Below are 25,467 nucleotides of genomic sequence, written 5' to 3' on the forward strand. Positions count from 1 at the left end.
TAACCCTGATGACTTTGTAAAGGTAGATTTGCCGGCTGTATGAGGAACTCAAAGGCCAAGTACAGCCGGTTTTTTAAAATTGAATTTCGAATACGATTGGTCTTTGGTTGTGTTTGTTTTAATAATTAACCGGATGAAATATATATTCTATTTTCTGTTAGTATTTGCATGGCCATTGAGCTTGCTGGCAGACCGTGCAGTAAACAATACACAGATGCAAGTGAATACAGTCATTTCAGGATCTGATTCACTGAAGACTATTGCAATCAATAATCTTATCATATCTGAAAAAACGGAAGTGTATCCATTGCTTTCTGCGATCAATGATAAGAAGCTGTTTATGCATAATAATATTTTGGTAACGTTAGGTGAAAAGAAGACTTCAGATGAGGGTCCTGAAAAATTTAAAATATTACAAGTTTATCCTGAGTTTAAAGAGCTGTTTTCAGCGGATGGAAATACTTTGTTACTCCCTTTATCAGAATTGAAAGAAATCGAGTTTAGTAGAAGTACCAGATTATTGCTTGCTCCGATAATTCCCTATCTGAATTTACTAAGTCCTGAAGTTGAAAAAAGAAAGCTTGCTTATTCTCAGTTTCAGGGTTTAAAAGATAAGGCAATTCTTCCAAAGCTTTATTCTGCGCTTGCTCAGGAGAAGAATAAAGAAATACAAAGGCTTGGAAAGGAAACAATTTTTTCAATTCAATTAAACTCAGCTCCTGAGGCTACTCATAAAATGTGGATAGACAGTCTGGCGCTAAACTGGGGACCCAATACTCAATCGATTCTTGAGCAGTACGCTTCAAGTCAGACAAATGGTGACTTAAGAGCCATGGCAGTATTAAAGGCTGAAGAGTTACAATCAAAGCATGAAAGATTGAGAATGTTTCAGAATTTATTCAGTGGGCTGAGCCTCGGAAGTATTTTGATCATGATAGCATTGGGACTTTCAATAGTCTATGGTCTAGCTGGTGTGATCAATATGGCGCATGGTGAATTCCTTATGATAGGTGCCTATACCACTTACTGTATACAAAGTATCATGAGTCCGGCGTCGGATCTTTTTTTCTGGATATCTCTTCCTCTTTCTTTTATAGTAGCGGGCTTCTGGGGATTTGTAATAGAAAGATTAATTATAAGACATCTTTACTCACGACCTTTGGAAAGTATGCTGGCTACCTGGGGTGTCGGTTTAGTGCTTGTTCAGATTGCAAGGTCATTGTTTGGAGATCTTACTGCAGTGAGAACGCCTGCTGTTCTTTCCGGTGGTTGGGAGGTTGTGCAGCACCTTGTACTTCCTTATAACAGATTGTTCATCATTTTTCTCAGTACCTTTATGATTACTGTAACTTATCTTGTTTTGTACAGGTCAAGATTAGGATTGCAGATTAGAGCGGTTACGCAGAACAGAAGAATGAGCTCTTGTCTTGGTATCGAAACCAATAAACTGGATGCTATGACTTTCTTTCTCGGCTCAGGTCTCGCAGGGCTTGCAGGTGCAGCAATGACTTTAATAGGTAACGTAGTTCCTGATATGGGGCAGACTTATATAGTAGATTCTTTCCTTGTAGTAGTTACCGGAGGTGTTGGTAATATTGCCGGTTCAATAGTTTCTGGCTTCGGAATTGGATTTCTATTTAAGATACTGGAATCATTCTTTCAGGCTGTATATGGGAAGGTACTCATATTGACACTGATCATTTTATTCCTTCAGTATAAACCCAAAGGCTTGTTTCCTGATAAAGGAAGAATAGGTGAAGATTAGTCATAAATAAACTTACTGGCATGAAGAAATACTTAACATCAGACTCATTATTCTATATCATATTAATAACAATATTTCTCATAGTGCTCCCATTGGGAAATATACTGGGATTTGTTTCTAACAACACAATTTCCCTTTGGGGGCGTTATTTCTGCTTTGCCATAGCAGCTCTAGGCATTGATCTGATCTGGGGATATACGGGAGTCTTATCAATGTGCCAGGCATTTTTTTTCTGTCTTGGCGGCTATTCAATAGCTATGCACATGTTGCTTAGCGCTAGTGGCAAAGGTGTTTATAGCGCGGCTATACCTGACTTTATGGTTTGGAATCAGGTGGATACGTTACCATTTTTCTGGGAGCCTTTCCATTCATTTGGCCTTTCATTGTTGCTGGCATTGGCCTTGCCGGCCACTTTCGCCTTCTTGTTTGGGTTCTTTGTGTTCAGAAGCAGAATCAAAGGTGTTTATTTCGCTATTATCACACAAGCCCTCGCATTAGCTGTATGGTTGATATTTCTGAGAAATGAAACAATGCTGGGCGGAACAAATGGTCTAACAGACTTTAAAAGTTTACTAGGTTTCGAGTTGTCAAGCCCAGGAACGAAATTAGGTCTTTACCTTATTGCTTTTCTTACACTTTGTGGTACATTTTTATTCTGCAGATGGCTTGTGAATTCTAAGTTTGGGAAAGTTCTGGTAGGAATTTTAGACAGTGAATCCAGGTTAAGTTTTACTGCTTATAATGTTGTGAATTATAAGGTGGCAGTATTCGTCATTGCTGCAATTCTGGCAGCAATTGGCGGAGTGCTGTATGCTCCGCAGACGGGGATCATTACTCCGGGAAGGATGGATGTGAAGGCTTCCGTTGAAATGGTTATGTGGGTTGCGCTCGGTGGCAGAGGAAGATTGAAGGGTGCAATCATCGGAGCTTTGCTGGTAAATTATCTTTACAGTGTTTGTACCAGCTTGTTTCCAGAGTCATGGTTATACATCCTTGGAATATTATTTATCCTTACTGTCCTTTTCTTTGAAAAAGGATTCTGGGGATTGATAGAAATGCTAGAGGCAAAGCTGACTGGATGGTCGTCAGCCAAAGGAAGTGAAAGTTTAAAAGCTAACATCTGATAAAATGCTGAATGTAAAAAATCTAAATGTAGCCTTTGGTGGTGTAAAGGCTCTTGATCTTCATGATTTTAGTGTGGATATGAATGAGCTTAGAGTTATAATTGGTCCCAATGGTGCGGGCAAATCAACCTTCCTGGACATCCTATGCGGAAAGACACAGGCGGATGATGGTGAAGTTATCTTTGATGGAAATCATATCCTTGGAAAGAAAGAAGTAGATATCGCTAACCTGGGTATTGCAAGAAAATTTCAGAAACCCTCAATATTCGGAAGCCTTACTGTATACGATAATATGCTTCTCGCAGCCAGAATGCCTAAAGGAATTTTCAAATCTATGTTCTTTAAAATGTCATCTGAGATCAAAGACAGAATTTATCAGGTGGCGAGAATGGTAAGGCTAGACATTCATTTGAGTAAGCTTGCTGGTAATTTATCTCATGGGCAAAAGCAATGGCTTGAGATTGCAATTGTAATGCTACAGGATCCAAAGTTATTGCTCATTGACGAACCGGCTGCCGGTATGTCTGACGAAGAAACTTACAGAACAGGGGAATTGCTTACAGACCTTGCTAAGCATCATTGCGTAATTGTAATTGAACATGACATGAGCTTTGTAGAGCAGATTGCAAATCGTCTGGTAAGTGTACTTGTTAGAGGTAAATTATTGATGGAAGGGTCATTTGCTGAAGTGAGGAATGATCAGCGAGTGATAGATTGCTATCTCGGAAGAACAAATACTCAATTGGAATAACCCTTAGTATAATTCAAAACGGAAGCATTATGGAGATCATACTTGAATCTAACAACCTGCAGGCAGCATACGGACAAAGCACAATTCTGTGGGGAGTTAATTTTAAAGCTGTTAAAGGGAAGATCACAACGATCATGGGTAGGAATGGAGTAGGGAAAACTACTTTGCTGAAAAGTATTATGGGGTTGGTAAAAGTTTCTAATGGAAGCATAAAATTTCAGAACGAAGAAATAGGAGAGCTGCCGCCGCATAAGAAAGCCAGAATGGGTATAAGCTATGTCCCGCAAGGCAGAGAGATTATTCCAAAATTGACAGTTTATGAAAATCTCAAACTAGGAATGGAAGCATTAGGTAGCAAGAAAGGCAAATTGCCTGAGGAGGAAATTTATGCTTTGTTTCCTATTCTTAAAGATTTTAGAAAGAGATTAGGAGGAAATCTGAGCGGCGGGCAGCAGCAGCAGTTGGCGCTGGCAAGAGCCATGGTCAGTAATCCATCTCTTATACTTCTTGATGAACCGACTGAAGGAATTCAACCATCTATCGCAATGGAAATTGCACAGGTATTGAAAAATCTGGCTAAGGAGAAAGATATTTCTGTTCTGTTGGTTGAGCAGAAAATAGATTTTGCCAAGCAGCTTACAGACTATTATTATTTTATGGACAGAGGTAAAATGGTGATGGAAGGTGGCAAGGAAGAGTTAGAACACCAGGAAATCAGAAAACATCTATCTGTATAAGCGATGAAGTTATCTCCTAAAGATATTGAAAAACTGATGTTGCATAACGCCGGTTTTCTTGCACAAAAGCGCTATGCGAGAGGCATACTTCTTAATTATCCTGAGGCAATAGCTCTTATCTCTGCTCAGTTACTTGAGTTTATAAGAGAAGGACATAGTGTCGCAGAGCTTATGGACAAAGGTAAGCAACTTCTGGGTATAGATGATGTGATGGAAGGTGTTGCAGAGATGGTCGATGAAGTACAGATAGAGGGCACCTTTCCTGATGGAACGAAATTGGTGACTGTCCATTATCCAATATGCAATAAAGGATTAAACAATGGTCTGGCCCTGTATGGGTCAGGACTGGTAGCAATAGGAAGGAAGCTTATTATAGACAATATCATAAACCCAAAGCCGGGAGCATTGGATGTCGCTGATGGTTATATCGAACTAAACAAAGGAAGAAGCACTATTAATGTTGATGTAATAAATAAAGGAGACAGACCTATACAGGTGGGATCTCATTATATTTTTTCAGAAACTAACAGTGCTTTGGAGTTTGACAGAATAAAAGCCCTGGGCTATAGATTGGATATTCCTGCTGGCACTGCAGTTCGGTTTGAACCTGGTGAAAAGAAGACTGTGCCTCTGGTAGAGATTGCTGGACAAAAGCTCGTCTATGGCGGAAATAATCTCATTCAGGGGAATGTTGACAATGGCAGTATTGGTCTGATAAAGGAAAGAATGAAAGAAAAAGGTTTTATATCATAGATTTTTATGGCTTATAAATTTTCAAGAAAGAGTTATGCTGATATGTTTGGCATTACCACAGGAGATAAGTTAACACTTGGAGATACCGGCCTTGTCATTAGAGTAGAGAAAGACTTTACTGTATATGGTGAAGAGTGCAAGTTTGGTGGTGGTAAGGTTCTGCGCGATGGTATGGGACAGGCTTCCGGTTATAAATCTTCAGAGGTACTTGATCTGATTATTACCAATGCCTTGATTATTGATTATACGGGGATTTATAAAGCCGATATCGGAATTAAAAATGGATATATAAAGGCGATAGGTAAGGGAGGTAATCCTCATATCATGGAGGGTGTAGATCCTGATATGATTGTCGGTGCTACTACTGAAGTGATAGCCGGAGAAGGAATGATCATAACCGCAGGGGGCATTGATAACCATATACATTATATATGTCCGCAACAGATGGAAGAAGCACTTGCCTCAGGTGTAACTACTTTCATAGGAGGAGGAACTGGTCCCGCTACAGGTACTAAAGCAACGACTTGTACTCCCGGAGCATTTTATCTGGAGATGATGTTAAAGGCCACAGACAATTTTCCCATGAATATTGGATTTCTGGGAAAGGGAAACACTTCTCATCCAGGTGAAATTGAAGAACAGATAAAAGCTGGAGCGATAGGTCTTAAGCTTCACGAAGACTGGGGTACAACGCCAGCCACAATAGATAACTGTCTTGCTGTTGCTGAAAATTATGATGTGCAGGTTTGTATACACACAGATACCCTTAATGAAAGCGGTTTTGTAGAGTCCAGTCGTGCGGCTTTCAAGGGTCGTACCATTCACACCTATCATACAGAAGGAGCAGGAGGGGGACATGCTCCTGATATAATAGTTCTTTGTGGAGATCCGAATGTTCTTCCTTCCTCAACGAATCCTACCAAACCATTTACAGTAAATACAATTGATGAGCATCTTGATATGCTGATGGTTTGTCACCATCTTGATAAAAATATTCCGGAAGACATTGCCTTTGCTGAAAGCAGAATCAGGGGAGAAACAATTGCAGCGGAAGATATACTTCATGATATGGGAGCCTTATCCATGCTTTCTTCTGATTCTCAGGCTATGGGTAGAGTGGGGGAAGTGATATGCAGAACATGGCAGACAGCGCACAAGATGCGTGAGCAGAGAGGGCCTTTAAAAGAGGATTTAGATTCTGCTTCTGATAATTTCAGGGTAAAACGATATATAGCCAAATACACTATTAATCCTGCCATTGCTCATGGCTGTGGGCATGTAATAGGTTCTGTGGAGGTTGGAAAATTAGCTGATCTTGTTTTGTGGCATCCTAAGTTCTTCGGAAGTAGGCCGGAGATAATTGTCAAAGGTGGAGTGATCGTGCAGGCGCAGATGGGAGACCCGAATGCTTCTATTCCGACTCCTCAACCGTATTTCTCAAGACCAATGTTCGGTGCAAGGGGAGCTGCTATCGGCAGAACATCTCTTGCATTTGTTTCTCACGCGTCATTGTCAACCGTCAAATCTTATGGGCTAAATAAATCAATAACACCAGTGACTGGTTGCAGAGCAGTGAAGAAAAAAGATATGAAGCTCAATAATTATTTACCGGATATTAAAGTTGATGCTGAAACATACAAAGTCACAGTTGATGGAGAATGGATAACTTGTCTTCCGGCGACCAAGCTTCCTTTGGCTCAGTTGTATAACCTGTTTTAAGTTTTTAATGAAATTATGAAATCAATATAATCGGAATGTTATTTATGAGCTCAGATCAAGACCTCTTGCTTTTATTTCAGCTTGCTGACTCTGCCTTTCCTGTTGGCGGTTTTGCCTATTCCTATGGTCTTGAGTCTGCTGCGAAGCAAGGATTTATTAAGAGTGAAGAGGATCTGAGAAAGTATCTTATCACATTTTCTCAACAATTGATTTCATTTGATTTTCCATTTATCTCAGATGCTTTTGGTCTGAATCCTGATAAAGATTCTCTACATTCTTTAAAGAGAATCCTGGGGGGGTATGATGCTATGCTGATGAATCCAATGATAAAGAAATCGAGTTGTGTGATAGGTCGAAACTGGATTAGAATCAGTAAACAATTTTCCGATACAGTTAAATTAGAGGAGCTGGATTCAATATTTTATAATAAGAATCTTTCTTATGACTTTCCGATAGTTTTCGGTATGACTATAAAAATTTTAGATGTTTCTTTTCACAGAGCATTATACCTTTATTTTTATATGGCATTGAGGGATCAGATCAGTGCTTTGATACGACTTGGCTTAGCCGGTCCTTCAAGAGCTCATATAGAATTAAGATATATTCTTGATGCTTTCGCAGAGCAGATTAGTTCCTATATTCCTATTTCACATGAACAAGCTTATAAGTCTGCATATCTGCTGGAGATAGCTCAGCTTTCACATAACAAAGTTTATTCAAAATTATTTCAGAATTAATAAAATCCTTTAGCTATGAAAATTTTAAACATGCACAGACATATGGGGCATTATGACTCACCGGGCCATTTTCATCATCGCGAGCTAACTAATGAGCGCAGGAATTACAAGAAGCGCGCTTTTACAGTGGGCATAGGTGGTCCTGTGGGTACAGGTAAAACCGCATGGACTTTACAGCTTTGCAAAGCATTAAGAGATAAGATGAATATAGCTGTGGTTACCAATGATATTTTTACGAAAGAAGATGCTGAATTTCTTACAAGAAATGAAGCCCTTACGGCTGACAGAATTATCGGTGTGGAAACAGGAGGTTGTCCTCATGCTGCAATTCGTGAAGATGTTTCACAGAATATGTATGCTCTTGAAGAGCTCATGAAGAGATTTCCGGATATTGAATTGCTATTTGTAGAAAGCGGAGGAGATAACCTTGCTGCGCATTTCAGCAAAGAGTTAGTAGATTTTTCAATTTATGTAATTGACGTCTCTGGTGGTGATAAAATTCCAAGAAAGGGAGGACCTGGTATTACTCAATCTGATTTGCTTGTGATTAATAAGATAGATCTTGCACCTTTGGTAAATGCGGATCTGTCAGTAATGGATCGTGATGCAAAGAAGATGAGGGGAGAAGGTCCTTTTGTGTTTGCAAGAGCTAAAGATTGTTTTGGCATGGAAACTATTATCGAACACATTCTGAAAGCAAGAGCTGCAGCGCTTGAAAAATCAACTAAGTTCTCTCTTCGGGTAGAGTAAATAACAAAATTTAACAAATTGACATTGGTATTGATCGGCTTTAGTTTTTAAGGCCTGCATAGAGTGCAGGCTTTTTTTATTTTATCATTAACTTTTTTAGTTCGATGTCCCTTTATTTATATCCTATTAATTGGTGCTGACAAAATAGCTTTTTTTAAAACATTTTGATTCTTAATTGGTTTTGCCGTGATGTTTCAACTTAAAACCTTTTAACACATGAAAAAAATAAGTTTAATAGGACTGCTTCTTATATTAGTCCTGTTCCCATTTGGAGGATATTCTCAACCGATTTTTATTGAGAATGTTCCTACTAACAGTACTAATTTTATCAGCGCTAACGGAAAGCTTTATTTCACCTCCGGAACAGATCTTTATCGCTCTGATGGTACAGCTTCGGGAACAACTTTTGTTAAAAGTATCGGAGAACCGATTCTAGAGTTTACCAGTCTTACTGTAGGAAGCTTCTTTTATTTTACGACTCTGGAGGCTAGTGGAAAAACTGCTTTGTGGAAGAGTAACGGTTTTGCTAATAACACATTCAAGATTAAATCTGCCAATGTCATTAATCCATTAATTACTTTTAACGGTTCTTTGTATTTAGGGCTAAACGACGGTGTTCATGGATATGAGCTATGGAGAGTTACATCTGCTAACTCTTTCAGTCTGGTTAAAGATGTATATCCTGGACCTGGATCTGGACTCGGAGAGGAAATATTGATTTTTGATAATGCTCTTTACTTTAAAGGATTCCAGCCTGCTACAGGATCCAATATCTGGAAAACAAATGGAACTTCAACTACTAACTTGGCTGTTGATCTTCCGTTTAGTGGTTCTTATATTGACTTAACAGCTGTGGGGTCCACTCTATATTTTGCGAGAAACTATGTCGTGGCCGATAGCTCTTATGCGGAGTTATGGAAAACCAATGGAACAACAGCCGGTACTTCTCTGGTAAAAAGGTTTGCCGAACTTGATCTCCATATCGGTATCGAACAACTTACTTATTTTAATAGCACCTTATATTTTAAATTTTTCTTGGATTTCGGAGTTAAATTTGAAAATTTATATGTTAGTAATGGAACAGAAGCTGGAACTGTCTTCGTTGAAACACTTAATATAGATGGTAGCATGTCTGATTTTCTTAAGGTGAATAATCGTTTGGTTTATACAGGAGAAAGTCAGGGTTGGCCTGGTTCATTAATAGTTACAGATGCCAGCGGATCTGGAAGGTACTTTCTGCATCCATTCAATACTTACGAAGTCAGGAGGTATGTTGCTGTAGGAGACTTGCTTTTCTTTGTCGATCACACTGAACAAACTTATGGTGGCTTACCTCAGGATTCCGCTAATTATTTTCAGATATTCCAAAGTGGACTGCTTGCAAGCAATACGGCAACATTGCAAAGTATCTTCGGTCCATCATACATTGGTTCTAATAATCTGACTGAGGTAAATGGGAAATTGTTCTTTACGACTTATAATGATTATCCATGTTTGGGCTGTCCTGCAAAGCCTATGAAGTTGTTTATATATAATCCTTCATCGGCTACTCTCAGAGCTGCATTATCTGAAAATGTTAATGTTGAATTTAACGCATTTCCAAACCCTTCTGATGAGCAATTTAATTTTAGTTTAGTAAGCAATGCAAATGGAAATGCTACTGCTGAAATCTATAGAGTTGACGGAACATTGGTTTCGAAGGTCTTCGAAGGTACAACAGTTGAAGGTGAAAATATTGAATTTAGCTGGAACGCGGAGGGGCTGCCAAACGGTGTTTATTTCTGCAAATACACTTCTGGCACTAAATCAGTTATTAAAAAATTAGTACTAAATAATTAAGCATTTGATAATAATGTAATAGCAGACAGGCCTCCTCTATTTAATTAGATGAGGTCTGTCTGTTTATGGATATTTTACCAGGAAGGTAAGATTGAAAGCTGTTCATCCTAATCATTATTTGAATTTCAGTTTTTGCTATCAAATGTATGAGATTTCATATACTATACTCTTCCTTCCATTGGATTGAATCCCAGCAGTTCCTTATCAGAGAGTAATTGTGCAAGCTCTTTGACAATAGGCTGTAAGGCATGATTATTTTTGGCCGAACATCTGATCATAAAAACATTCTCATTTACTTTACATGCACTACCTAGTATCTCACATTTACTGACCTCTTGACCTTTATCATCAAAAAAATATTTTCTGGATATAAAGTGTAAATGATTTTCAATAAGCTTTACTTTTTCAAGGTTTTCATTTCCGGCAAGAAATATATTGAGATAACTTGAATGATTGAGAAAAGCTCCAGGCGAGTTCATGTTGTTTTGCTCTGGATCCATTTTAAAGCGGTCCCAGATTACTATAGTATCTGCTATATTGATTTTGAGATCAGTAAAAAATGACTTAAAGGCAAACCGTTCTCCGTTAAGGATCCTGCCTGCTTCAAACCAGTCTAGAAATAACAATGTGGAGCCTTCCGCCAGATCCCATCTGATCTTTTGTTCAAAGATGCTATTCTGATGTGGTACTATTGGATCCCCCATAAATACTGCCAGCCCATCTTTATCTACCTTTCCAATAGTTTCCTGCAAACTTGATTTGTCATGCTCTGATCTGTATATTCTTGTATTGGCCTGAGTTGAAAAGGCAGTGGTGGTGCCAGCTTTACAAAGAATATCCAGATATATTTGATCTCCTTCAACAAATCCGCCTCCATAGTTTGAAAATACTATCTGGCAGGATCGGCCTTTTTGAAGTGAAAAAATCTTTAAAGGACGAAAGATCTTTGAACCTGTCAAAATGGATTTATTATCTATGTTGGATATTTCTATCGCCGATCTGGTCATGTCCTTAATCATATCCGTGTTCGTAAAAACTTTGAGAATTACTTAAGTAATAATACTAAAAATTATATGAATTGTTGCCATGTTCTGGTTTCTTTTAATTATTTTAAATTAAATTTCTTCTCCACATTTAAGAGCTTTCAATGGGTCTTTTCAGGAACAAAATCAATACTTTAGGTCAGGAACAGAGGCTGTTTAAATATTCAGCTGTCATGTATGCTATTGCACTTTCCTTAATTGCGGTCATTTCTGTTTTAAGCCAGGTTTTAATTCAGCAATACTTAAGTAGCCAAATGCATGACTCTCACATTATTAATATCGCGGCAAGACAAAGAACTTATAGTCAGACGCTGAGTAAAAACGCCTTGCTCATTGAGTCTGGTCGAGATATAGAAACCAATCGTAAAGCTTTTGTAAATACTTTGCGACAGTGGCAAAGATCTCATGAAGCATTGCAGTCGGGAAGTGATTTTTTAAACCTGCCTGCAAATGACAGAGAGGAATTAGGGCAGATGTTTAAAATCATTGAGGCACCATATGAAGAGATTTTAACTGCTTCAAATGGAATGATTAAAGAACTGTATAGCGCTAAACCTTTGGATTCTCTTAACTTAAAACCATACATAACAACCATTTTTGAGAATGAGAAAATTTATCTGATAGGGATGGAGCTTATTGTTTTTGACTATGACAGGTTTTCGAGAAATGGCGTTAATAAATTGAAAGAGATTGAATATATACTTTTATTTATAGTTTTACTAAGTCTTGTTCTTGAGGCCGTATTTATTTTTTATCCTCTGGCTTTACGTGTGCGCCAGAACATTAGAGATCTTGTAGATTCAGAAACAAACGCTAAAAATCTGGCAAGTCAGCTCAAGGAAACCAATGATACACTTGAGCAATCTCATAAGGACTTACGAGAAGTGAATTTTGCTTTGGAAAAGGCAACCTATCTGGTGAAGACAGATCAAGATGGGCGTATTATATATGCCAATGATAAGTATTGTCATGTAACTAAATATACAATGGGAGAGCTGCTTGGGAAGCCTTTGTTTTATAATAACATGGGAGGGAAAGAAAGTATTATCTATGAGCATGTGAGAAACCCAATAAGAAGGAAGGAGGTGTGGCAGGGAGAAATTTTTGATCATGCTTCGGATGGCACAGGCTTTTGGCTGGATGTAACGCTTATGCCTATTGTAGACTACAAAGGGAGCCTTTACCAATATCTTGTTATTTGTACTGATATAACTAAGCGCAAGAATACAGAGCGAGAGCTTATCCTTCTTACTGAGGAAAAAATAAGAAGACAGGATGTTGAGCAGAAGATCATTTCATATTCCATCCTAAATGGTCAGGAGAAGGAAAGGAAACGCATTGCAGCTGAAATCCATGATGGAATAGGTCAGATGATGACAAGTATGCGGATGAAACTTGAAATGATTGAACATAAGAATGAAGGCTTATCCGAAGATCTTCCCCAAATCAATCATTTGCTGCAATCTATTATTAATGAAACAAAGAAAATCTGTTCTGATTTGTTGCCAAGCGTCCTTGACGATTTCGGATTAAGTGCTGCTGTCAGGGAGCTTCAAAAGCTTTGTGAAAGTTCTTCCAATATGGAGTTTGAGATTGAAGATCGGTTGGAGAAAAGCAAATTGCCACGTGAAGTGGAAATTGGTGTATTCAGAATTTTGCAGGAAGCATTGAATAACGCCATTAAACACTCTTCAGGATCTAAAATATTTGTCCATGTAAGTAGTGACGTTCATTGTGTTCATTTGATGGTTCAGGATGATGGGAAAGGTTTTTATTTTGATGAGAGGAGGATTTTAAGCAGAGAGTTTGTCACCAAGTCTAATGGTCTACGTAATATGAAAGAAAGGGCAGAATTGCTGGGTGGAAATTTTAACGTAACTTCGGAGCCGGGAAAGGGAACAATCGTGCAGTTGGAAATACCACTTTAAATCAGACTTATCCTGAATATTTTAAAAACAATGGGGAAAAAGATAAAAGTTTTTCTGGTCGATGATCATGAAATTTTTCGTGATGGTGTAAAACAGCTAATTACCAATGAATCTGATATGGAGGTTACAGGTACTGCCTCAGATGGAGAAGAGGCGATAGCTGCAATACAGGAAGCGAAACCTGATGTGGTGATTATGGATATCAGAATGCCTGGACTAAATGGACTTGAAACAAGTCAGAATATAATTAAGTCAGGGAGTAATGTGAATATCATTTTCTTTAGTCTTTATGATAGGGAAGATTATGTTATCTCTGCCCTTGAAATGGGTGCACACGGTTATATCTTAAAGGATACAAGCAACAAGATATTCTTGAACGGCATAAGAGCTGTGGCAAATGGCCAATTTTTTTTTACAGGAGAAGTGTCTGATATTCTTGTAAAAAAGTACAGAGAACTAAAACAGGAAAAGGGAATACCGGACGTTCATCAGTCGTTTAGTCTTCCCAGTCTTTCAAAAAGGGAGCTTGAGATTCTTAATATGATCCGCATAGGAAAGACAAATAAGGAGATTGCAGAGGCCTTTGGGTTGAGTGTTCGAACCATAGAGACTCACAGGTTGAATATGTTAAGGAAGTTTAAAACCAGCAACCTTGATGAGATTTTAAAAGTTACCGAAAAATACAATGATGAAGATTAAAAACGTTGTTAAAAAGAACACTATCTATAGAATCATAATATAATCACCATGTTAAGAATGAAAAATTTTTATTGTGCGGGATATTTTTTAATTGCAGTATCATTATCCTCATGTTCTACAACTGATGTAAAAGAAGGAATTAAGAAAGGTATTAACAAAACTGGAGATGTTACAGGTCAGGCAATTGGAGAGTTTACTACAGGAGTTTCTTCCGGTGTAGTAAAGACCTTTGAACCTAATGTAGAACTTTCAGAATCCCTAAAGTCAAAAGGTCTAAAGTTTGGTAAGAAAACGGTTTCCAATGATAGTGCAGGCACCGATAATTTACTGGTAGTCTATGTGATCTTCGATAAGGAATATAAAGGTGATCTTATGGCAAAGGCATTTGATGTTAAAGGGGAGGAGATGGGAAGGGTAAAGCTTGCTGTAGATGGTAAAACAGATGATGCAAAATACCTTGAATTTCATTTTGACAAGCGTACAAATATTGATTTTGATAGCAAGCTGGTAATAGAGTAAATTATATTTCTTTGCGATAAAAATGAAAGGGGGATAGGATTTAGTCCTATCCCCCTTTTTAATTTTAATCTTTTAAAGAAGCAGTTCAAAGGTTCCTCTTTGCTATTAAATGAGAGGACTATTGAGTTTAATGTTCTCATTTACTTGACCAATAAAATAGCCTGGTTTACAACCAGGCTATTTTATTATGTCTAATAGGAAATTCTTACTTAGCTTTTTCCAGAAGGAATTCTGTTCTTCTATTGATCGCACGACCAATAGCATTGTCTGTTCCATCATTGTTTTGATTAGGAGCAATTGGTTTTGTTTCTCCATAACCTTTGGCGGAAATTCTAGATGCTTCAATACCTTTTGAAATTAAGTATTTAACCACATTGTCCGCTCTTTTCTGAGAAAGATTAATGTTATACTTATGAGCGCCTTGATCATCTGTATGAGAGCCAATCTTAATTCTATCTTTAGGATGAAGTTTTAAAAACGGAATCAACATTGAGTCAAGAGCTGCTTTTGCATCTTCATTAAGAGTGAATTCATCAGAACCATATGTAACATCCTTTAAAACAAAAGGCTTGTCCTCAATAGGCTTTTCTGCGATGATTTCAACCTCGACAGGTCTGAGTGAAAGTTCTCTTTTGATAATATCAGAGGATGCCATATCTCTCGTTTCAACCACAAGACTATCTTTTTGGTATCCATTCTGATCTATTTTGAATGTATATTGATGATTCTTCGTTAGCGGAAGAACAAATTTATTATCCTTAAGTCTGATAGTGTCTTTCTTCTCTTGTTTTGTCTTCATATCAATTGAAGTGACTCTTAAAAGCCTTGATTTATTGCGAGCAGTGTCAGGATCTGCAATTGCTAATTCAAGAGTACAGTTAAATGGTTTTGCTTCATTAATATGAAATGTGAAAATGTCGTCGCAACAAGTTTCATGGAAGAAAGGTGTTCCTCCTGGTCTGTTAGAGACTACAACTCCATTCTTACCGGATTTCTCAAGCATAAAATGAAGGTCGTCCTGAGGTGAATTAATCGGGAAAGATAAGTTTTGAGGCTTCACATAGCGACCTTCTTTATCTCTAAAAGTTTTGTAAACGTCAAGTCCACCTGCAGATCCATGTCCGTCCGAACTGAAGTAAAATGTTTGAGTTGGGATATGATAAAACGGAGTACATTCAGTCTCTGTAGTATTCATTATACCACCGTTTTTAGGATCTGTCCACTCCTGTTTCTTTGCGTTATACGAAGTATACCAAATGTCCAATCCTCCTTTTCCTTCTGCTCTGTCTGATACGAAGTATAGTAATTCTCTTTTAGTTAAAGTATCATACATGACAGTTGGCTGTGTCGAAGTATATCCATCCATGTTTACAGGAGAAGGAAGCTCTACTGCATCTTTCCATGGGCCTTTAGCTTTTTCTCTTTCTTTAAGATATAGTTTGCATGTTACTTTACCTTTCTCGTCTTTAAAGCACTTTGAAAAATAATATTTGTCAGTGTATGGAGAGTACACAAAATTCCCCATATCTACATTAGGGTCATTAAGAATATCAAATAATCCCTTGTCTTTCCATTGTCCGTTAACTTTTTCTGCTTTATGAATCTGACGCATTGGTTGCTTATCAGGATGTTCAGATTCAACATCATAATATCTAAGAGAGTCTTCTCTTAATGATCCGAATAGCATGTTCATGCTATCGAGAAGGAAAGGAGAGAATTCTGTATGAGGTTGATTGACAGATTTACCAGCATTTTGGAGATCTGTATTTTCAGGGAAGTCACGATATACCATCCCACTATCACAACCTGCAATTTCTTTGTTTATGAGCTTACTTAGATTTTTATCATTAAGATCTTTTAAAACCTTTCTGAATTCAACCAAGCATTTTTTTGCATCTTCATATTTTCCCTGCATTTTAAGCATCAGGCCTTTGTAATAGAGAGCTGTCGGGTAGGAAGTTCCGGCTTGGTCGCAAACCATGGCATAAGATTCGGCTGCCATCTTGTAGTTTCTTGCAAGTCTGTAAGCTTCAGCCAGCTTAAATCTGGATTCAATATCTTTAGGGTCCTGTTTAGTGATATCTTCGTAGTAAAACAGTGCTGTATAAACATCACCTGTTTCCATTGCATATTTTGCACGGTCTTTTTTCTTTTTCTGACTGAGGTCCTTATCCACCTGAGCGAAAATGGAAAGGTGAAAAAATGCACAAAGCATAAATGATAAAAATATTTTGCTTATGCCGGGTCTGAAAGTATTAAAGGCAACCATTGAAGGGTAACTTAGTTTTTAATAATTAATATCTATCGCAAGGAATGGTCGCTTTACTTCCAAATCTTGACGGTGTTGTATAGGTCAGAGAAAATTCGAATGCATTTTTGTTTTTAGCTTCTTTACTCAGCTCAGAAACATTAAAGTCTGTGCTGAAACCAAACTCAAACCTCTTGTACTGAAGACCTAGAATCGCAAGGAAGGCATCACTGTTTGTTGAGCCTCTGTATCCGGCACCCAACATTAATATTAAATCATTGTTAATTTTTTTGTAAGCATTTGTTGCGACAATAAAATCCGTAGCTTTTGCAGATCTCATATAAAGAATATTTGGTACTAATGAGTATCCATTTTTCATGTAAAAAGTTAACGCTGCATTTCCAACGTGACGCATGGCAAGTTTTTCATCGTTATTGATAAAGCCATACTTAGGTCGGTTGATATGGAAAGCACCATAACCTGCACTGATTTTTTTGTTACCGAACTTTCTGATGTAAGCAACACCAGCATTTACATCAGCAAATGCTTTTGAATTGTTGGTGTTTGGTTCGCCTGATTCTATTGATTTGTCAAAATTTCCGGAGTTATAGTCCCACTGATCTGGAAAGGTCTGGTCGCTATAGTTGATGCTTCTGTAAAGTCCACCAGCTTGAAGTCCCACTCTTACAATATTCTTTTTGATTTCGGTTGTGTAACTTCCGGACAGATAAAATCTGTTGGTATTAAGGTGGTAAGAAGAAACATAGTCTTTGTTAACTATTATGCCTGCCGCAAATCCTTTGTTAAATTTTGTGAGGTTTTTTTCAATTGAAAATACAGAAGTTTTGATGGCAGAATTTACCTGTGCCCACTGGCTTCTGTAATTGATTATGGCTCTGTAATCTCCGGTATAGTTTCCGGTATAAGCCGGATTCAATAACTGATTGTTGGTGTAATATTGTGTCAGGTGAATATCCTGTGCTAAGCTTATTTTAGCGGTTGCGACTAGGATAACTAATAAAGATAAAAATCTCATTATTGAAAAGTTCTTAAAATGTGTACTTACCAGGCGACTGATTCACCTGGATGAAATTCAATATAATTTGTATAAAAGTCAGCCATTTTTTTCAACTGTCCATTGGTAAATTTAGGGCACCTGCAGCTACCATAGTAACTCATAGGGTTTGAAAGGTCTGGGTCATAATATTGGCCGTCTTGATCTTTGCCTTCGTAAATAAATTCGCAGGTTTGTTCAATGCAATATCCGGGAACGTTTTCAACATAAGGGTCAGCGGGTGTATCGCAAACGAGGTCCCCTGTTTCAAGACAGTTTTTCCTGCTGACTCTTTCTATGCCATTGTCTTTATCAAAAGTATGAAGCAGACTAAAGAAATGGCCAAATTCATGAATAAGTGTTATTGCAGTATTACATCCTTTTTTAATAACAATACCTCTTTCATCTGCATTAGATATAATACCTCCTAATGTAGCGAATCCACAATAAGGTTCATATGTCTTCAGAAATTCTGACATGTAATATAGGTTGATTCTCTTTTTAAGATTATATTGAACATATACTTCCTTCATATAATCTATTTCAAGATCTCGTACAGAGATACCTTCACCATAAAGCTTATTATATTGAAAATTATAGATACTATCAACTTGGCATAGCCTGAAGGTAACGCCAATAGGTGCAAATGCCCTGTTTACTTCCGCAAGTGCCTGTATGATTTGAATTTGGGTAATGTCGGCAGAGGAGTCCTTGCCAAGTACAATATGAGCAACTACTAGAAATTCCTTGTTGACCTGTGGAAGTGATTTAATAGTATCGCCGGTTATTGACCTGGAAAATGAATGACTAATGAATGATTCATTGAATCCGGCCAATAAAAATGCCAGCAGAAGAAATAGTTTTTTCACTTTGTTAAAAGAATTTAATTACAATATAATAAAAAAATTTACCTCAAAGTTAATTATTTTTTTACTAACTTTACAATTCGGTACAAAGTATTTTATGTTTATCTTTTTTATAAAATGAGAGTTTTATTTTTCTTATTACTCGCTTCAGCTCTTTCATTGAATGTATTAGCACAGAAAGCAACAAGTCCAACTGAAGCGTGTGCGCCATATACTGTTAGTTTCGAAGCGCCGGCAACCAGTACTACTTATTATTGGGATATGGGTGATGGTTCTATTTCTGAATTAGAGAAACCTACAAACCAATATACTAACCCAGGGAGATATACTGTTACATTTAGAGAGACGAAGAACGGACCTGTATTGGGTAGCATTGATGTTAAGATTTATGAAAGACCAAAGCCCTCTTACACTTCGGAAACCCCAATAGGATGTGTTTATGGAGATTTAAAGATTAAGAATACAACAGTAAAGGATCCTGCTATTAAGATTTTAGAATATACTTGGTTATTTGGTGATGGTTATAAGGCTACTGGAGACAGCGTTGTTCATGCCTATTCAGATGCAGGAGAGTATAAAATCTCCCTTGGATTCACAACCAATCTTCCTAACTGCGAGAATAGTGATATCTTTGATGCGATAAAAATTTACAACAGACCACAAGCAGGATTCACTACAGATCCCGGTTCTACTTTTACCTGTGAGAATAATCTGAAGGTGGCATTTACAAATGTTTCTGTCGGTGAACCTCCCCTTGTATATAGTTGGGATTTTGGAAATGGTGCTAAATCTGTAGAAAAGGATCCGCTTCCGCAGAATTACATTAAAGGTCAATATATATCAAAATTGAACGTTGCCTTTAAGGATGCTCCAGCCTGTTCTTCTCAGGTTGGTAAAGCAATAGCAGTGGGTAAGCCAGTGGCTAAAATTGAAGCAGTCAGAGATACTGTTTGTATTATAAGTCAGACACTTTTTAAAAGTTCGTCTGTAGGTAAGAAGAAATGGGAAATTACTCCTGGAGGTTATTTATTTTTTGACTTTGGTGATAGTATTGGTATTCATTTTCAAGATTCGGGATGGTTTAAGGTGAAGTTAACGGTAACTTCTGCAGATGACAGGTGCTATGATACTTCGGTGGTAAATGTTTATGCTCAGAAGATTTCTGCAGAAATTCAGTCTACTCCGCAGTTTGGATGTTCAAGTCCTATGGAGATTAATTATAAGGCCGTTACCAAAGACAAGAATTTACTCTATTCCTGGAATTTTGCAAATGATCCGAAAACCTACACTTCTCAGTCCGTCACAAAAGTATTTAAAAGCGATACAGATTCAGTGTACTATGGAGTAAATAGCCTGGAATTAATCCCTGTTTCACTTCAGGTTTATTCAAAGACTACCGGCTGCAGAAATGAAGTTAATAAGGCAGATACTTTATTTGTTCCCAATGCCCGTTTTATGCCGGACAAAACTAAAGGCTGTGGACCAATGACTGTTACATTTTCTGATTCAAGTTCAACCTATGGAGGAAACCCTATTGTAAGCTGGAAGTGGCTTTTTGGTGACAAAGACAATAACTTTTTAATCAGAAATGATTCAAATAATGTTTCTTTTACATACAAAACACCGGGAGAGTATTTAGCAAGGCTGGTAGTAACAACAAAAAAGGGCTGTGTTGATACTTCTTTTGCAGTTAAAATAGAGGTTGGAGAAGATTTATCTTCACAACTTACTTTTACTGCATTGCCACAATCTGTCTGTCCTGGAGATCCTGTTACGTTTAAAGTAACATCGAATCATCCTTTTATAGATGCCTATCATTTTCAAACGGAGGATAACAGATCTTTTCATTGTTCTAGTTCAAAAGAAGCTTCATGGAGTTATAAAAATGTTGTAGGGTCGCAGGATGTTTATCTTACTGCTGACTATAATGGTTGTATATTTACAGCAACTAATCCGGTAAAGGTAATGGTTAAAGGGGCTATTCCTAAGATTGATTATGTCGCGCTTTGCAAGGATCCTTTAAAGTATACATTTACTTCAAAGACACTTGGCTCAGGTACATTAGCTTGGGATTTTGGGGACGGAAAGTCAGGAATATCTGATGTTGAAGTACATAATTTTGATACACCTGGAAATTTTCAAGTTCAATTAAAGGTTACTCCTTCTGACAAGTCATGTAAGGCCCAGACTGAAGTGGTAACTGTCACTCCAAGAATTCCAAAAGCTGTTATCTCTCTTGAAAAGCCGGGAGATTCTTTATTCTGCATGTCTTCAACTCATACATTGGATGCCTCGTTGTCTTCAGATGTTTATCCGGATTGTCACAAGGGGTATACCTGGCAATTTCCCACGACTCAATACATGCGTCCGCGTACGTCAAGTAGTCCTGCCACTGCATTTGTATTTTCTGAACCCGGAGAGCATACTGTGCGACTTATTGTGCAGGATATTAACGGATGTAAGGATACTACCACTACAAGAATTAAAATCTATGATATGACTGTTAATGCCAAGGCGAACAAGTCTAGTATTTGTTTGCCCAGTGATGTCTCAATTGCAGATTTATCTGTAGCAGATACAACTATCGTTAATTGGCGCTGGACATTTGTGGGTGATACTCTCATTGATTATTCAACTTTCAGAGATTCAGTGAGACATACTTATAAAACAGGAAAGAATCCAAATGACCTGTATTATTTTTTGACAGTCACGGATAAAATAGGTTGCAAGGAAACTTTTAATGGTCAGTTTGCATATTATGAGCCGTCTACAGTCGTGCATCTGGATGATAAAGTATGTGTAGGGGAAACCGTAGAGATTTCAGCAGATGATTTTACCGCAGCTGGTTCTTCTCTTGATTTTCTTTGGAATGTGGGTGTTGGACCGGATCTTACAGGCAAGACAAATAAGGTTGTTTACGATAAATCTGGAAGTTATCCTGTAACTCTTAAATTCGTTGAAAAGAGTTCTGCTTGCGCAGGTGAAAGGACGGCCACTATTAGTGTTCAGTCTAAGCCTAAAGCAAGGTTTTCTTCGCTCACCTTAGATACTGTTGCTGTTATTTGTGCTATTGTAAGACCTGAATTGAAAGATTCCTCAAGTGAGGGTGATGCATATTCTCCGATTGTGTCGAGATATTGGAAGAATTCAGATTTGGCTACTTGGGATAACACCAGAAATCCGCCAACCCCTTCCTGGGCTTTTGATAAAGGGAAGCATTTTATTAGTTTAAAAGTAGAGACAGCAAACGGTTGCTTTTCGGATACTACAGGCGTATTCCAGGTGGAGAGCCCCATGGGTAACTTTACTATGGACAAACCATCTATTTGCCTTGATGATGAAATTACTTTTGTACTTAAGGATACAAATGATGTAAGATACTGGCAGTGGAATTTTGAAGGAGAAACAAGAGATAGTATTAATCCCGTGTCCCATAAATTTACTGTTCACCCTAATAACAATATTACGAAGGCCAAGCTTATGCTTACTGGCTGGAAGGGCGGATGTAAAAGGGCATTTGAGCAGGATATCTATATCTACCCGGTAATTGCAGCCTTCGAACGCGAATCTGAACCTTTGGATACAAACATCTGCTTCAACGATGGACCTTTCCATCTCAAAAATACCTCTCTTAATGGAGATAAGTTCAAATGGAACTTCGGAGATGGTACGCCAGAAGATTCTATAACTAACGAGCCAGCTCACAAATATGCGACGCCAGGGCAGTATCCCGTATTGCTAACTATAAAGAACAATACTCATGGCTGTGTTGATACTTTGGAAAAAATCGCCGTGGTCTATCCAAATCCTAAAGTTAATGCATCTAGTGATACTATGTGTTTTGGGTCAACTACCAAAGTGATCCATCTGAATGTTAAAAGTCCAGTAACAACCAGCAGATATCACTGGTCTCCTTCCGACGGTGTGGCTAATGTTAATGCTGACAGTACAACTGCGGTACCGGAGCAGACGACTTTATACAAAGTTGTGGAAACCGATACTGCTACGGGTTGTACAGACTTTACTGAGGTCACTGGACTTGTTGTGAAAAGAATAGACACGCGGGATTGGGATACAACTATTGTCATTGGCGACTTTGCTACACTACCACTTTATGGCGACCCTGTTTATAAGTTTAAATGGACTCCAGAAGCAGGTTTAAGTTGTACCGATTGCTTTTATCCCAAAGCACAACCGTTAGAGGATATTATTTATAATCTTGTTGTATCAGACATTTACAGCTGTTGGAATGATCCATACAGGTTTGAAATCACAGTTAAACCTGAAACCTTTGTAAAGCTTCCGTCAGCCTTTACTCCTAATGGAGATACTAAGAATGACAAAGTATATGTTAAAGGTTGGGGTATAAAGAAATTGGTTGAGTACAAAGTGTTTAACAGATGGGGGCAAGAGATCTTCTCAACAGATGACATTAATGAAGGTTGGGATGGGACATTTAAAGGTCAAAAACAGAATAGTGATCTCTATGTCTACAAAGTGAAAGTAATCACTTGGAAAGAGGAAGAGAAATATGTCGAGGGGTACATTAACCTTCTTTATTAGATATTAGATTTTTTAATAAAAAAGGCTGTCCTGAATTTTGGACAGCCTTTTTTATTTTTACTTATTCCTTCAAGTCTTCCCAAAATCCATAATTTTATTATTAAATTGATACCGAATAATTATTTTTATAAATTTGATTTTATAAAATTTAAAAAATGGGCTTGAAAAGATCCTTTATTGCACTGTTAGCATTTCTACTGATTTCTTTCTCTTCTGAAGCACAACGCAGAAGAACTATTGAATACTCGGGATTTTTTGACTCCTATTATTTCCGTGGTCCTTTGAATATTAGTATAGGTGCGGGAATTGCCGGATATAACGGAGATCTGTGCAAGATATTTGATTGTGGTAAAATAGCTCCAGCCTTTAGTGTTGGAGCAAATTATAAACTTTGGCCAAGAGTAATGTTTGGAGCAGATTTCACTTACTTTAAAATGAAAGGTCAGGACAATATTTACCCAAACAGAAATTTGTCATTCAGTTTCACTGGTTATGAATTTGATGTTTATGGAAGACTTTATTTCATAGATGATGTCATCCGTGTAGCAAGAGACAGAACAAGAAAGCCTAAAGTTTTCAAAGCCTTTATTTCTGCTGGTATGGGAGGACTTGGATTTACGTCTCATGCAGCGCAGAATAATCCGTATACGGATACAATATTTAGAATCAGAAGAGTTTATCCTCAATATACTGTTGTATTTCCGGTAGGATTGGGATTATCCTTTACAATTAGCCCACGTGTAACCATCATTACAGATTTTGTCTATAGAATCACCTTCACAGATTATATTGATGATTTCATGATAGGTAAAAATGATGGATATGGTATGGCAATGATAAAGCTTCAATATAGCCCGACTATGCCAAGAAGGCATAAATCAAGGAAGGGACTTCCACCTCCTGAACAATACGAGGGGCCTAAAGGAACTGAAACCTGGAAAAATAAGAAGCCGGAAGAGAAGCCAAACAATAATAATGATACGTATGAGCTTCCTCCTGAAAATCAGGAACAAAACCCGGATCAACAGAATCAGGAAGAAAACCAGGAACAAAATCAAGAACAAAACCAGGAAAATAAAGAAGATAATTCTGGCTGGGGTAATTAATAAAGAGGCTGTCTATCAAAGGACAGCCTTTATTTTTTCTCTCAATGGAAAGTTTACAAATGGGATGATTTGTAATTTATTTTTGTTTCAATCTGGAAATCAATAATTGTATTTCAGCATAAAAAATGATTTTTAATCGTTTTTATAATAACTAAGGAATAATTTTTGTCAGGTTTGTAACCCGTTTGGTTCATTCCGGGTATTGGCAATTTTGATATTATAACTTGTAAGAGATGAAAAGTGATATTAGCGAGCAAAATAATAAAGTGAATGTAATTCCAGTAAAACAGGAAAAACTTAATGATCAAAACGAAGAAAAAATATTTTTGGAAGGTCCGCATTCAAGAAAATGGGAGTTCTTTTTTACTCTTAAAATACTGATGGAGTTCATTAAAGGATTTCGTACACTGCATTTTGTTGGCCCTTGTGTTACCGTATTTGGATCAGCAAGGTTTAAAGAAGATCACCCATTTTACGAGCAGGCAAGAACTATTGGAGGTTGTTTGGCCAAAATGGGATTTACAGTGATGACGGGGGGAGGTCCAGGTATTATGGAGGCCGCTAATCGTGGTGCTAAGGAAGCCGGGGGAGAATCTATTGGTTGCAATATTATTCTTCCTATGGAGCAGCATCCTAATCCTTATCTGGATAAATGGGTAGACTTTGATTACTTTTTTGTGCGCAAAGTGCTTCTCACTAAGTACTCATACGCCTTTGTTGTGATGCCAGGCGGTCTAGGTACAATGGATGAGTTCTTTGAAGCATTGACGCTGATACAAACCCATAAAGTGAAAAAGTTCCCTGTCGTGCTTATCGGAACAGAATATCATAAACATCTGATAGCTCACTTTGAATATATGGCCAAAGCAGGAACAATTCATCCTGAAGATTTAAAACTCTTTCTTTTCACTGATTCTATTGATGAGGCAATTGCCCACTTGGAGAAATATGCAGTTGAAGGATTTGGACTAAAAAGGAGAAAAAGGCTCAAATCCTGGTCTATTCTTGGAGAATAGATTTCTTTCAGGTTTTCATTATTGCAACTATTTAAACAAAAAAGACTGCTTTACAGAGCAGTCTTTTTTGTTTAAAATACTATTATACTTTTAATAAATAACTTTGGGATATCCCTTACTTTTTGAATAAGAAAAGAACATATTGGGGATTTCTATATGTTTTAGAGTAATAAGGATAAGTAATAAAAAAATAGGGGTTTGTATAACTAGAGAGGGAAATTGTGGAATGGCATTTAAAAAAATAAAATTG

At 37.5% G+C, this 25,467-nt stretch carries 19 protein-coding genes; 15 read left to right on the forward strand and 4 right to left on the reverse strand.

What is annotated here, in order from left to right; translation table 11 throughout:
• Positions 1–133: 133 nt before the first annotated feature.
• The 9 genes from urtB to J7604_RS01675 all read left to right on the forward strand — a co-directional run bounded on the left by urtB (position 134) and on the right by J7604_RS01675 (position 10,175).
• The gene (urtB, locus tag J7604_RS01635; protein WP_293890170.1) at positions 134–1,765 is read left to right on the forward strand and encodes an urea ABC transporter permease subunit UrtB; all 1,632 of its coding nucleotides are present in this window, start codon (positions 134–136) and stop codon (positions 1,763–1,765) included.
• A 20-nt stretch (positions 1,766–1,785) separates the two neighbouring features.
• Entirely contained in the window at positions 1,786–2,889 is a 1,104-nt protein-coding gene (urtC, locus tag J7604_RS01640) for an urea ABC transporter permease subunit UrtC (protein ID WP_293890172.1), read from the forward strand.
• 4 nt (positions 2,890–2,893) lie between these two features.
• Positions 2,894–3,640: an urea ABC transporter ATP-binding protein UrtD gene (gene urtD / locus J7604_RS01645; protein ID WP_293890174.1), complete on the forward strand. Its 747-nt coding sequence runs from the start codon at positions 2,894–2,896 to the stop codon at positions 3,638–3,640.
• 29 nt (positions 3,641–3,669) lie between these two features.
• Entirely contained in the window at positions 3,670–4,377 is a 708-nt protein-coding gene (gene urtE, locus J7604_RS01650) for an urea ABC transporter ATP-binding subunit UrtE (protein ID WP_293890176.1), read from the forward strand.
• A 3-nt stretch (positions 4,378–4,380) separates the two neighbouring features.
• Positions 4,381–5,130 (forward strand): urease subunit gamma, encoded by a 750-nt coding sequence (gene ureA, locus J7604_RS01655; protein ID WP_293890178.1) that lies wholly within the window; start codon positions 4,381–4,383, stop codon positions 5,128–5,130.
• A 6-nt stretch (positions 5,131–5,136) separates the two neighbouring features.
• A complete protein-coding gene (gene ureC, locus J7604_RS01660) occupies positions 5,137–6,849 on the forward strand; it encodes an urease subunit alpha (protein ID WP_293890180.1) in 1,713 nt (570 codons plus the stop codon).
• Positions 6,850–6,893: 44 nt separating this feature from the next.
• Positions 6,894–7,586, forward strand: a complete 693-nt coding sequence (locus J7604_RS01665; protein ID WP_293890182.1) for an urease accessory protein UreF — start codon at positions 6,894–6,896, stop codon at positions 7,584–7,586.
• A 15-nt stretch (positions 7,587–7,601) separates the two neighbouring features.
• A complete protein-coding gene (gene ureG, locus J7604_RS01670; protein ID WP_293890184.1) occupies positions 7,602–8,336 on the forward strand; it encodes an urease accessory protein UreG in 735 nt (244 codons plus the stop codon).
• Between the two features lie 216 nt (positions 8,337–8,552).
• Complete coding sequence (locus tag J7604_RS01675) at positions 8,553–10,175, forward strand: T9SS type A sorting domain-containing protein (RefSeq protein ID WP_293890186.1); 1,623 nt, start codon at positions 8,553–8,555, stop codon at positions 10,173–10,175.
• Positions 10,176–10,336: 161 nt separating this feature from the next.
• Here J7604_RS01675 and J7604_RS01680 read toward each other — a convergent pair whose 3' ends face one another.
• Positions 10,337–11,194 (reverse strand): urease accessory protein UreD, encoded by an 858-nt coding sequence (locus tag J7604_RS01680; protein WP_293890188.1) that lies wholly within the window; start codon positions 11,192–11,194, stop codon positions 10,337–10,339.
• 128 nt (positions 11,195–11,322) lie between these two features.
• Here J7604_RS01680 and J7604_RS01685 point away from each other — a divergent pair, with 128 nt between their 5' ends.
• From J7604_RS01685 to J7604_RS01695, 3 genes are read left to right on the forward strand one after another with little or no spacing between them, the layout of a single operon-like run.
• Entirely contained in the window at positions 11,323–13,146 is a 1,824-nt protein-coding gene (locus J7604_RS01685) for an ATP-binding protein (protein ID WP_293890189.1), read from the forward strand.
• Positions 13,147–13,176: 30 nt separating this feature from the next.
• Complete coding sequence (locus J7604_RS01690) at positions 13,177–13,845, forward strand: response regulator transcription factor (protein ID WP_293890191.1); 669 nt, start codon at positions 13,177–13,179, stop codon at positions 13,843–13,845.
• 57 nt (positions 13,846–13,902) lie between these two features.
• Positions 13,903–14,364, forward strand: coding sequence for a hypothetical protein (locus J7604_RS01695; RefSeq protein ID WP_293890193.1), 462 nt, complete (start codon positions 13,903–13,905; stop codon positions 14,362–14,364).
• Positions 14,365–14,569: 205 nt separating this feature from the next.
• On the opposite strand, the gene J7604_RS01700 is transcribed toward J7604_RS01695, so the two are convergent.
• Genes J7604_RS01700 through J7604_RS01710 form a run of 3 tightly spaced genes read right to left on the reverse strand, consistent with a single transcriptional unit; the run spans position 14,570 to position 18,535 of the window.
• Positions 14,570–16,633, reverse strand: a complete 2,064-nt coding sequence (locus tag J7604_RS01700) for an OmpA family protein (RefSeq protein ID WP_293890195.1) — start codon at positions 16,631–16,633, stop codon at positions 14,570–14,572.
• 25 nt (positions 16,634–16,658) lie between these two features.
• A complete protein-coding gene (locus J7604_RS01705) occupies positions 16,659–17,648 on the reverse strand; it encodes a PorP/SprF family type IX secretion system membrane protein (protein ID WP_293890197.1) in 990 nt (329 codons plus the stop codon).
• 26 nt (positions 17,649–17,674) lie between these two features.
• A complete protein-coding gene (locus J7604_RS01710; RefSeq protein ID WP_293890199.1) occupies positions 17,675–18,535 on the reverse strand; it encodes a M43 family zinc metalloprotease in 861 nt (286 codons plus the stop codon).
• Positions 18,536–18,649: 114 nt separating this feature from the next.
• Between J7604_RS01710 and J7604_RS01715 the strand changes: the two genes are divergently transcribed.
• The 3 genes from J7604_RS01715 to J7604_RS01725 all read left to right on the forward strand — a co-directional run bounded on the left by J7604_RS01715 (position 18,650) and on the right by J7604_RS01725 (position 25,217).
• Positions 18,650–23,095: a PKD domain-containing protein gene (locus tag J7604_RS01715; protein WP_293890201.1), complete on the forward strand. Its 4,446-nt coding sequence runs from the start codon at positions 18,650–18,652 to the stop codon at positions 23,093–23,095.
• A gap of 155 nt (positions 23,096–23,250) precedes the next feature.
• Positions 23,251–24,201, forward strand: a complete 951-nt coding sequence (locus J7604_RS01720) for a hypothetical protein (RefSeq protein WP_293890203.1) — start codon at positions 23,251–23,253, stop codon at positions 24,199–24,201.
• Positions 24,202–24,434: 233 nt separating this feature from the next.
• On the forward strand, positions 24,435–25,217 hold the full coding sequence (locus J7604_RS01725; RefSeq protein WP_293890205.1) for a TIGR00730 family Rossman fold protein: 783 nt from the start codon (positions 24,435–24,437) through the stop codon (positions 25,215–25,217).
• The last annotated feature ends 250 nt before the right edge of the window (positions 25,218–25,467 follow it).

The organism is Sporocytophaga sp. (assembly GCF_017745095.1).
In the GTDB taxonomy this organism is placed as follows: Bacteria; Bacteroidota; Bacteroidia; order Cytophagales; family Cytophagaceae; genus Sporocytophaga.

Coding starts and splice junctions, on each gene's coding strand:
- urtB (WP_293890170.1), top strand. CDS start 134: ATGAAATATATATTCTATTTTCTGTTAGTATTTGCATGGCCATTGAGC.
- urtD (WP_293890174.1), top strand. CDS start 2,894: ATGCTGAATGTAAAAAATCTAAATGTAGCCTTTGGTGGTGTAAAGGCT.
- J7604_RS01685 (WP_293890189.1), top strand. CDS start 11,323: ATGGGTCTTTTCAGGAACAAAATCAATACTTTAGGTCAGGAACAGAGG.
- J7604_RS01705 (WP_293890197.1), bottom strand. CDS start 17,648: ATGAGATTTTTATCTTTATTAGTTATCCTAGTCGCAACCGCTAAAATA.
- ureC (WP_293890180.1), top strand. CDS start 5,137: ATGGCTTATAAATTTTCAAGAAAGAGTTATGCTGATATGTTTGGCATT.
- J7604_RS01665 (WP_293890182.1), top strand. CDS start 6,894: ATGAGCTCAGATCAAGACCTCTTGCTTTTATTTCAGCTTGCTGACTCT.
- ureA (WP_293890178.1), top strand. CDS start 4,381: ATGAAGTTATCTCCTAAAGATATTGAAAAACTGATGTTGCATAACGCC.
- J7604_RS01700 (WP_293890195.1), bottom strand. CDS start 16,633: ATGGTTGCCTTTAATACTTTCAGACCCGGCATAAGCAAAATATTTTTA.
- J7604_RS01680 (WP_293890188.1), bottom strand. CDS start 11,194: ATGATTAAGGACATGACCAGATCGGCGATAGAAATATCCAACATAGAT.
- J7604_RS01715 (WP_293890201.1), top strand. CDS start 18,650: ATGAGAGTTTTATTTTTCTTATTACTCGCTTCAGCTCTTTCATTGAAT.
- urtE (WP_293890176.1), top strand. CDS start 3,670: ATGGAGATCATACTTGAATCTAACAACCTGCAGGCAGCATACGGACAA.
- J7604_RS01725 (WP_293890205.1), top strand. CDS start 24,435: ATGAAAAGTGATATTAGCGAGCAAAATAATAAAGTGAATGTAATTCCA.
- J7604_RS01695 (WP_293890193.1), top strand. CDS start 13,903: ATGAAAAATTTTTATTGTGCGGGATATTTTTTAATTGCAGTATCATTA.
- J7604_RS01690 (WP_293890191.1), top strand. CDS start 13,177: ATGGGGAAAAAGATAAAAGTTTTTCTGGTCGATGATCATGAAATTTTT.
- J7604_RS01675 (WP_293890186.1), top strand. CDS start 8,553: ATGAAAAAAATAAGTTTAATAGGACTGCTTCTTATATTAGTCCTGTTC.
- urtC (WP_293890172.1), top strand. CDS start 1,786: ATGAAGAAATACTTAACATCAGACTCATTATTCTATATCATATTAATA.
- ureG (WP_293890184.1), top strand. CDS start 7,602: ATGAAAATTTTAAACATGCACAGACATATGGGGCATTATGACTCACCG.
- J7604_RS01720 (WP_293890203.1), top strand. CDS start 23,251: ATGGGCTTGAAAAGATCCTTTATTGCACTGTTAGCATTTCTACTGATT.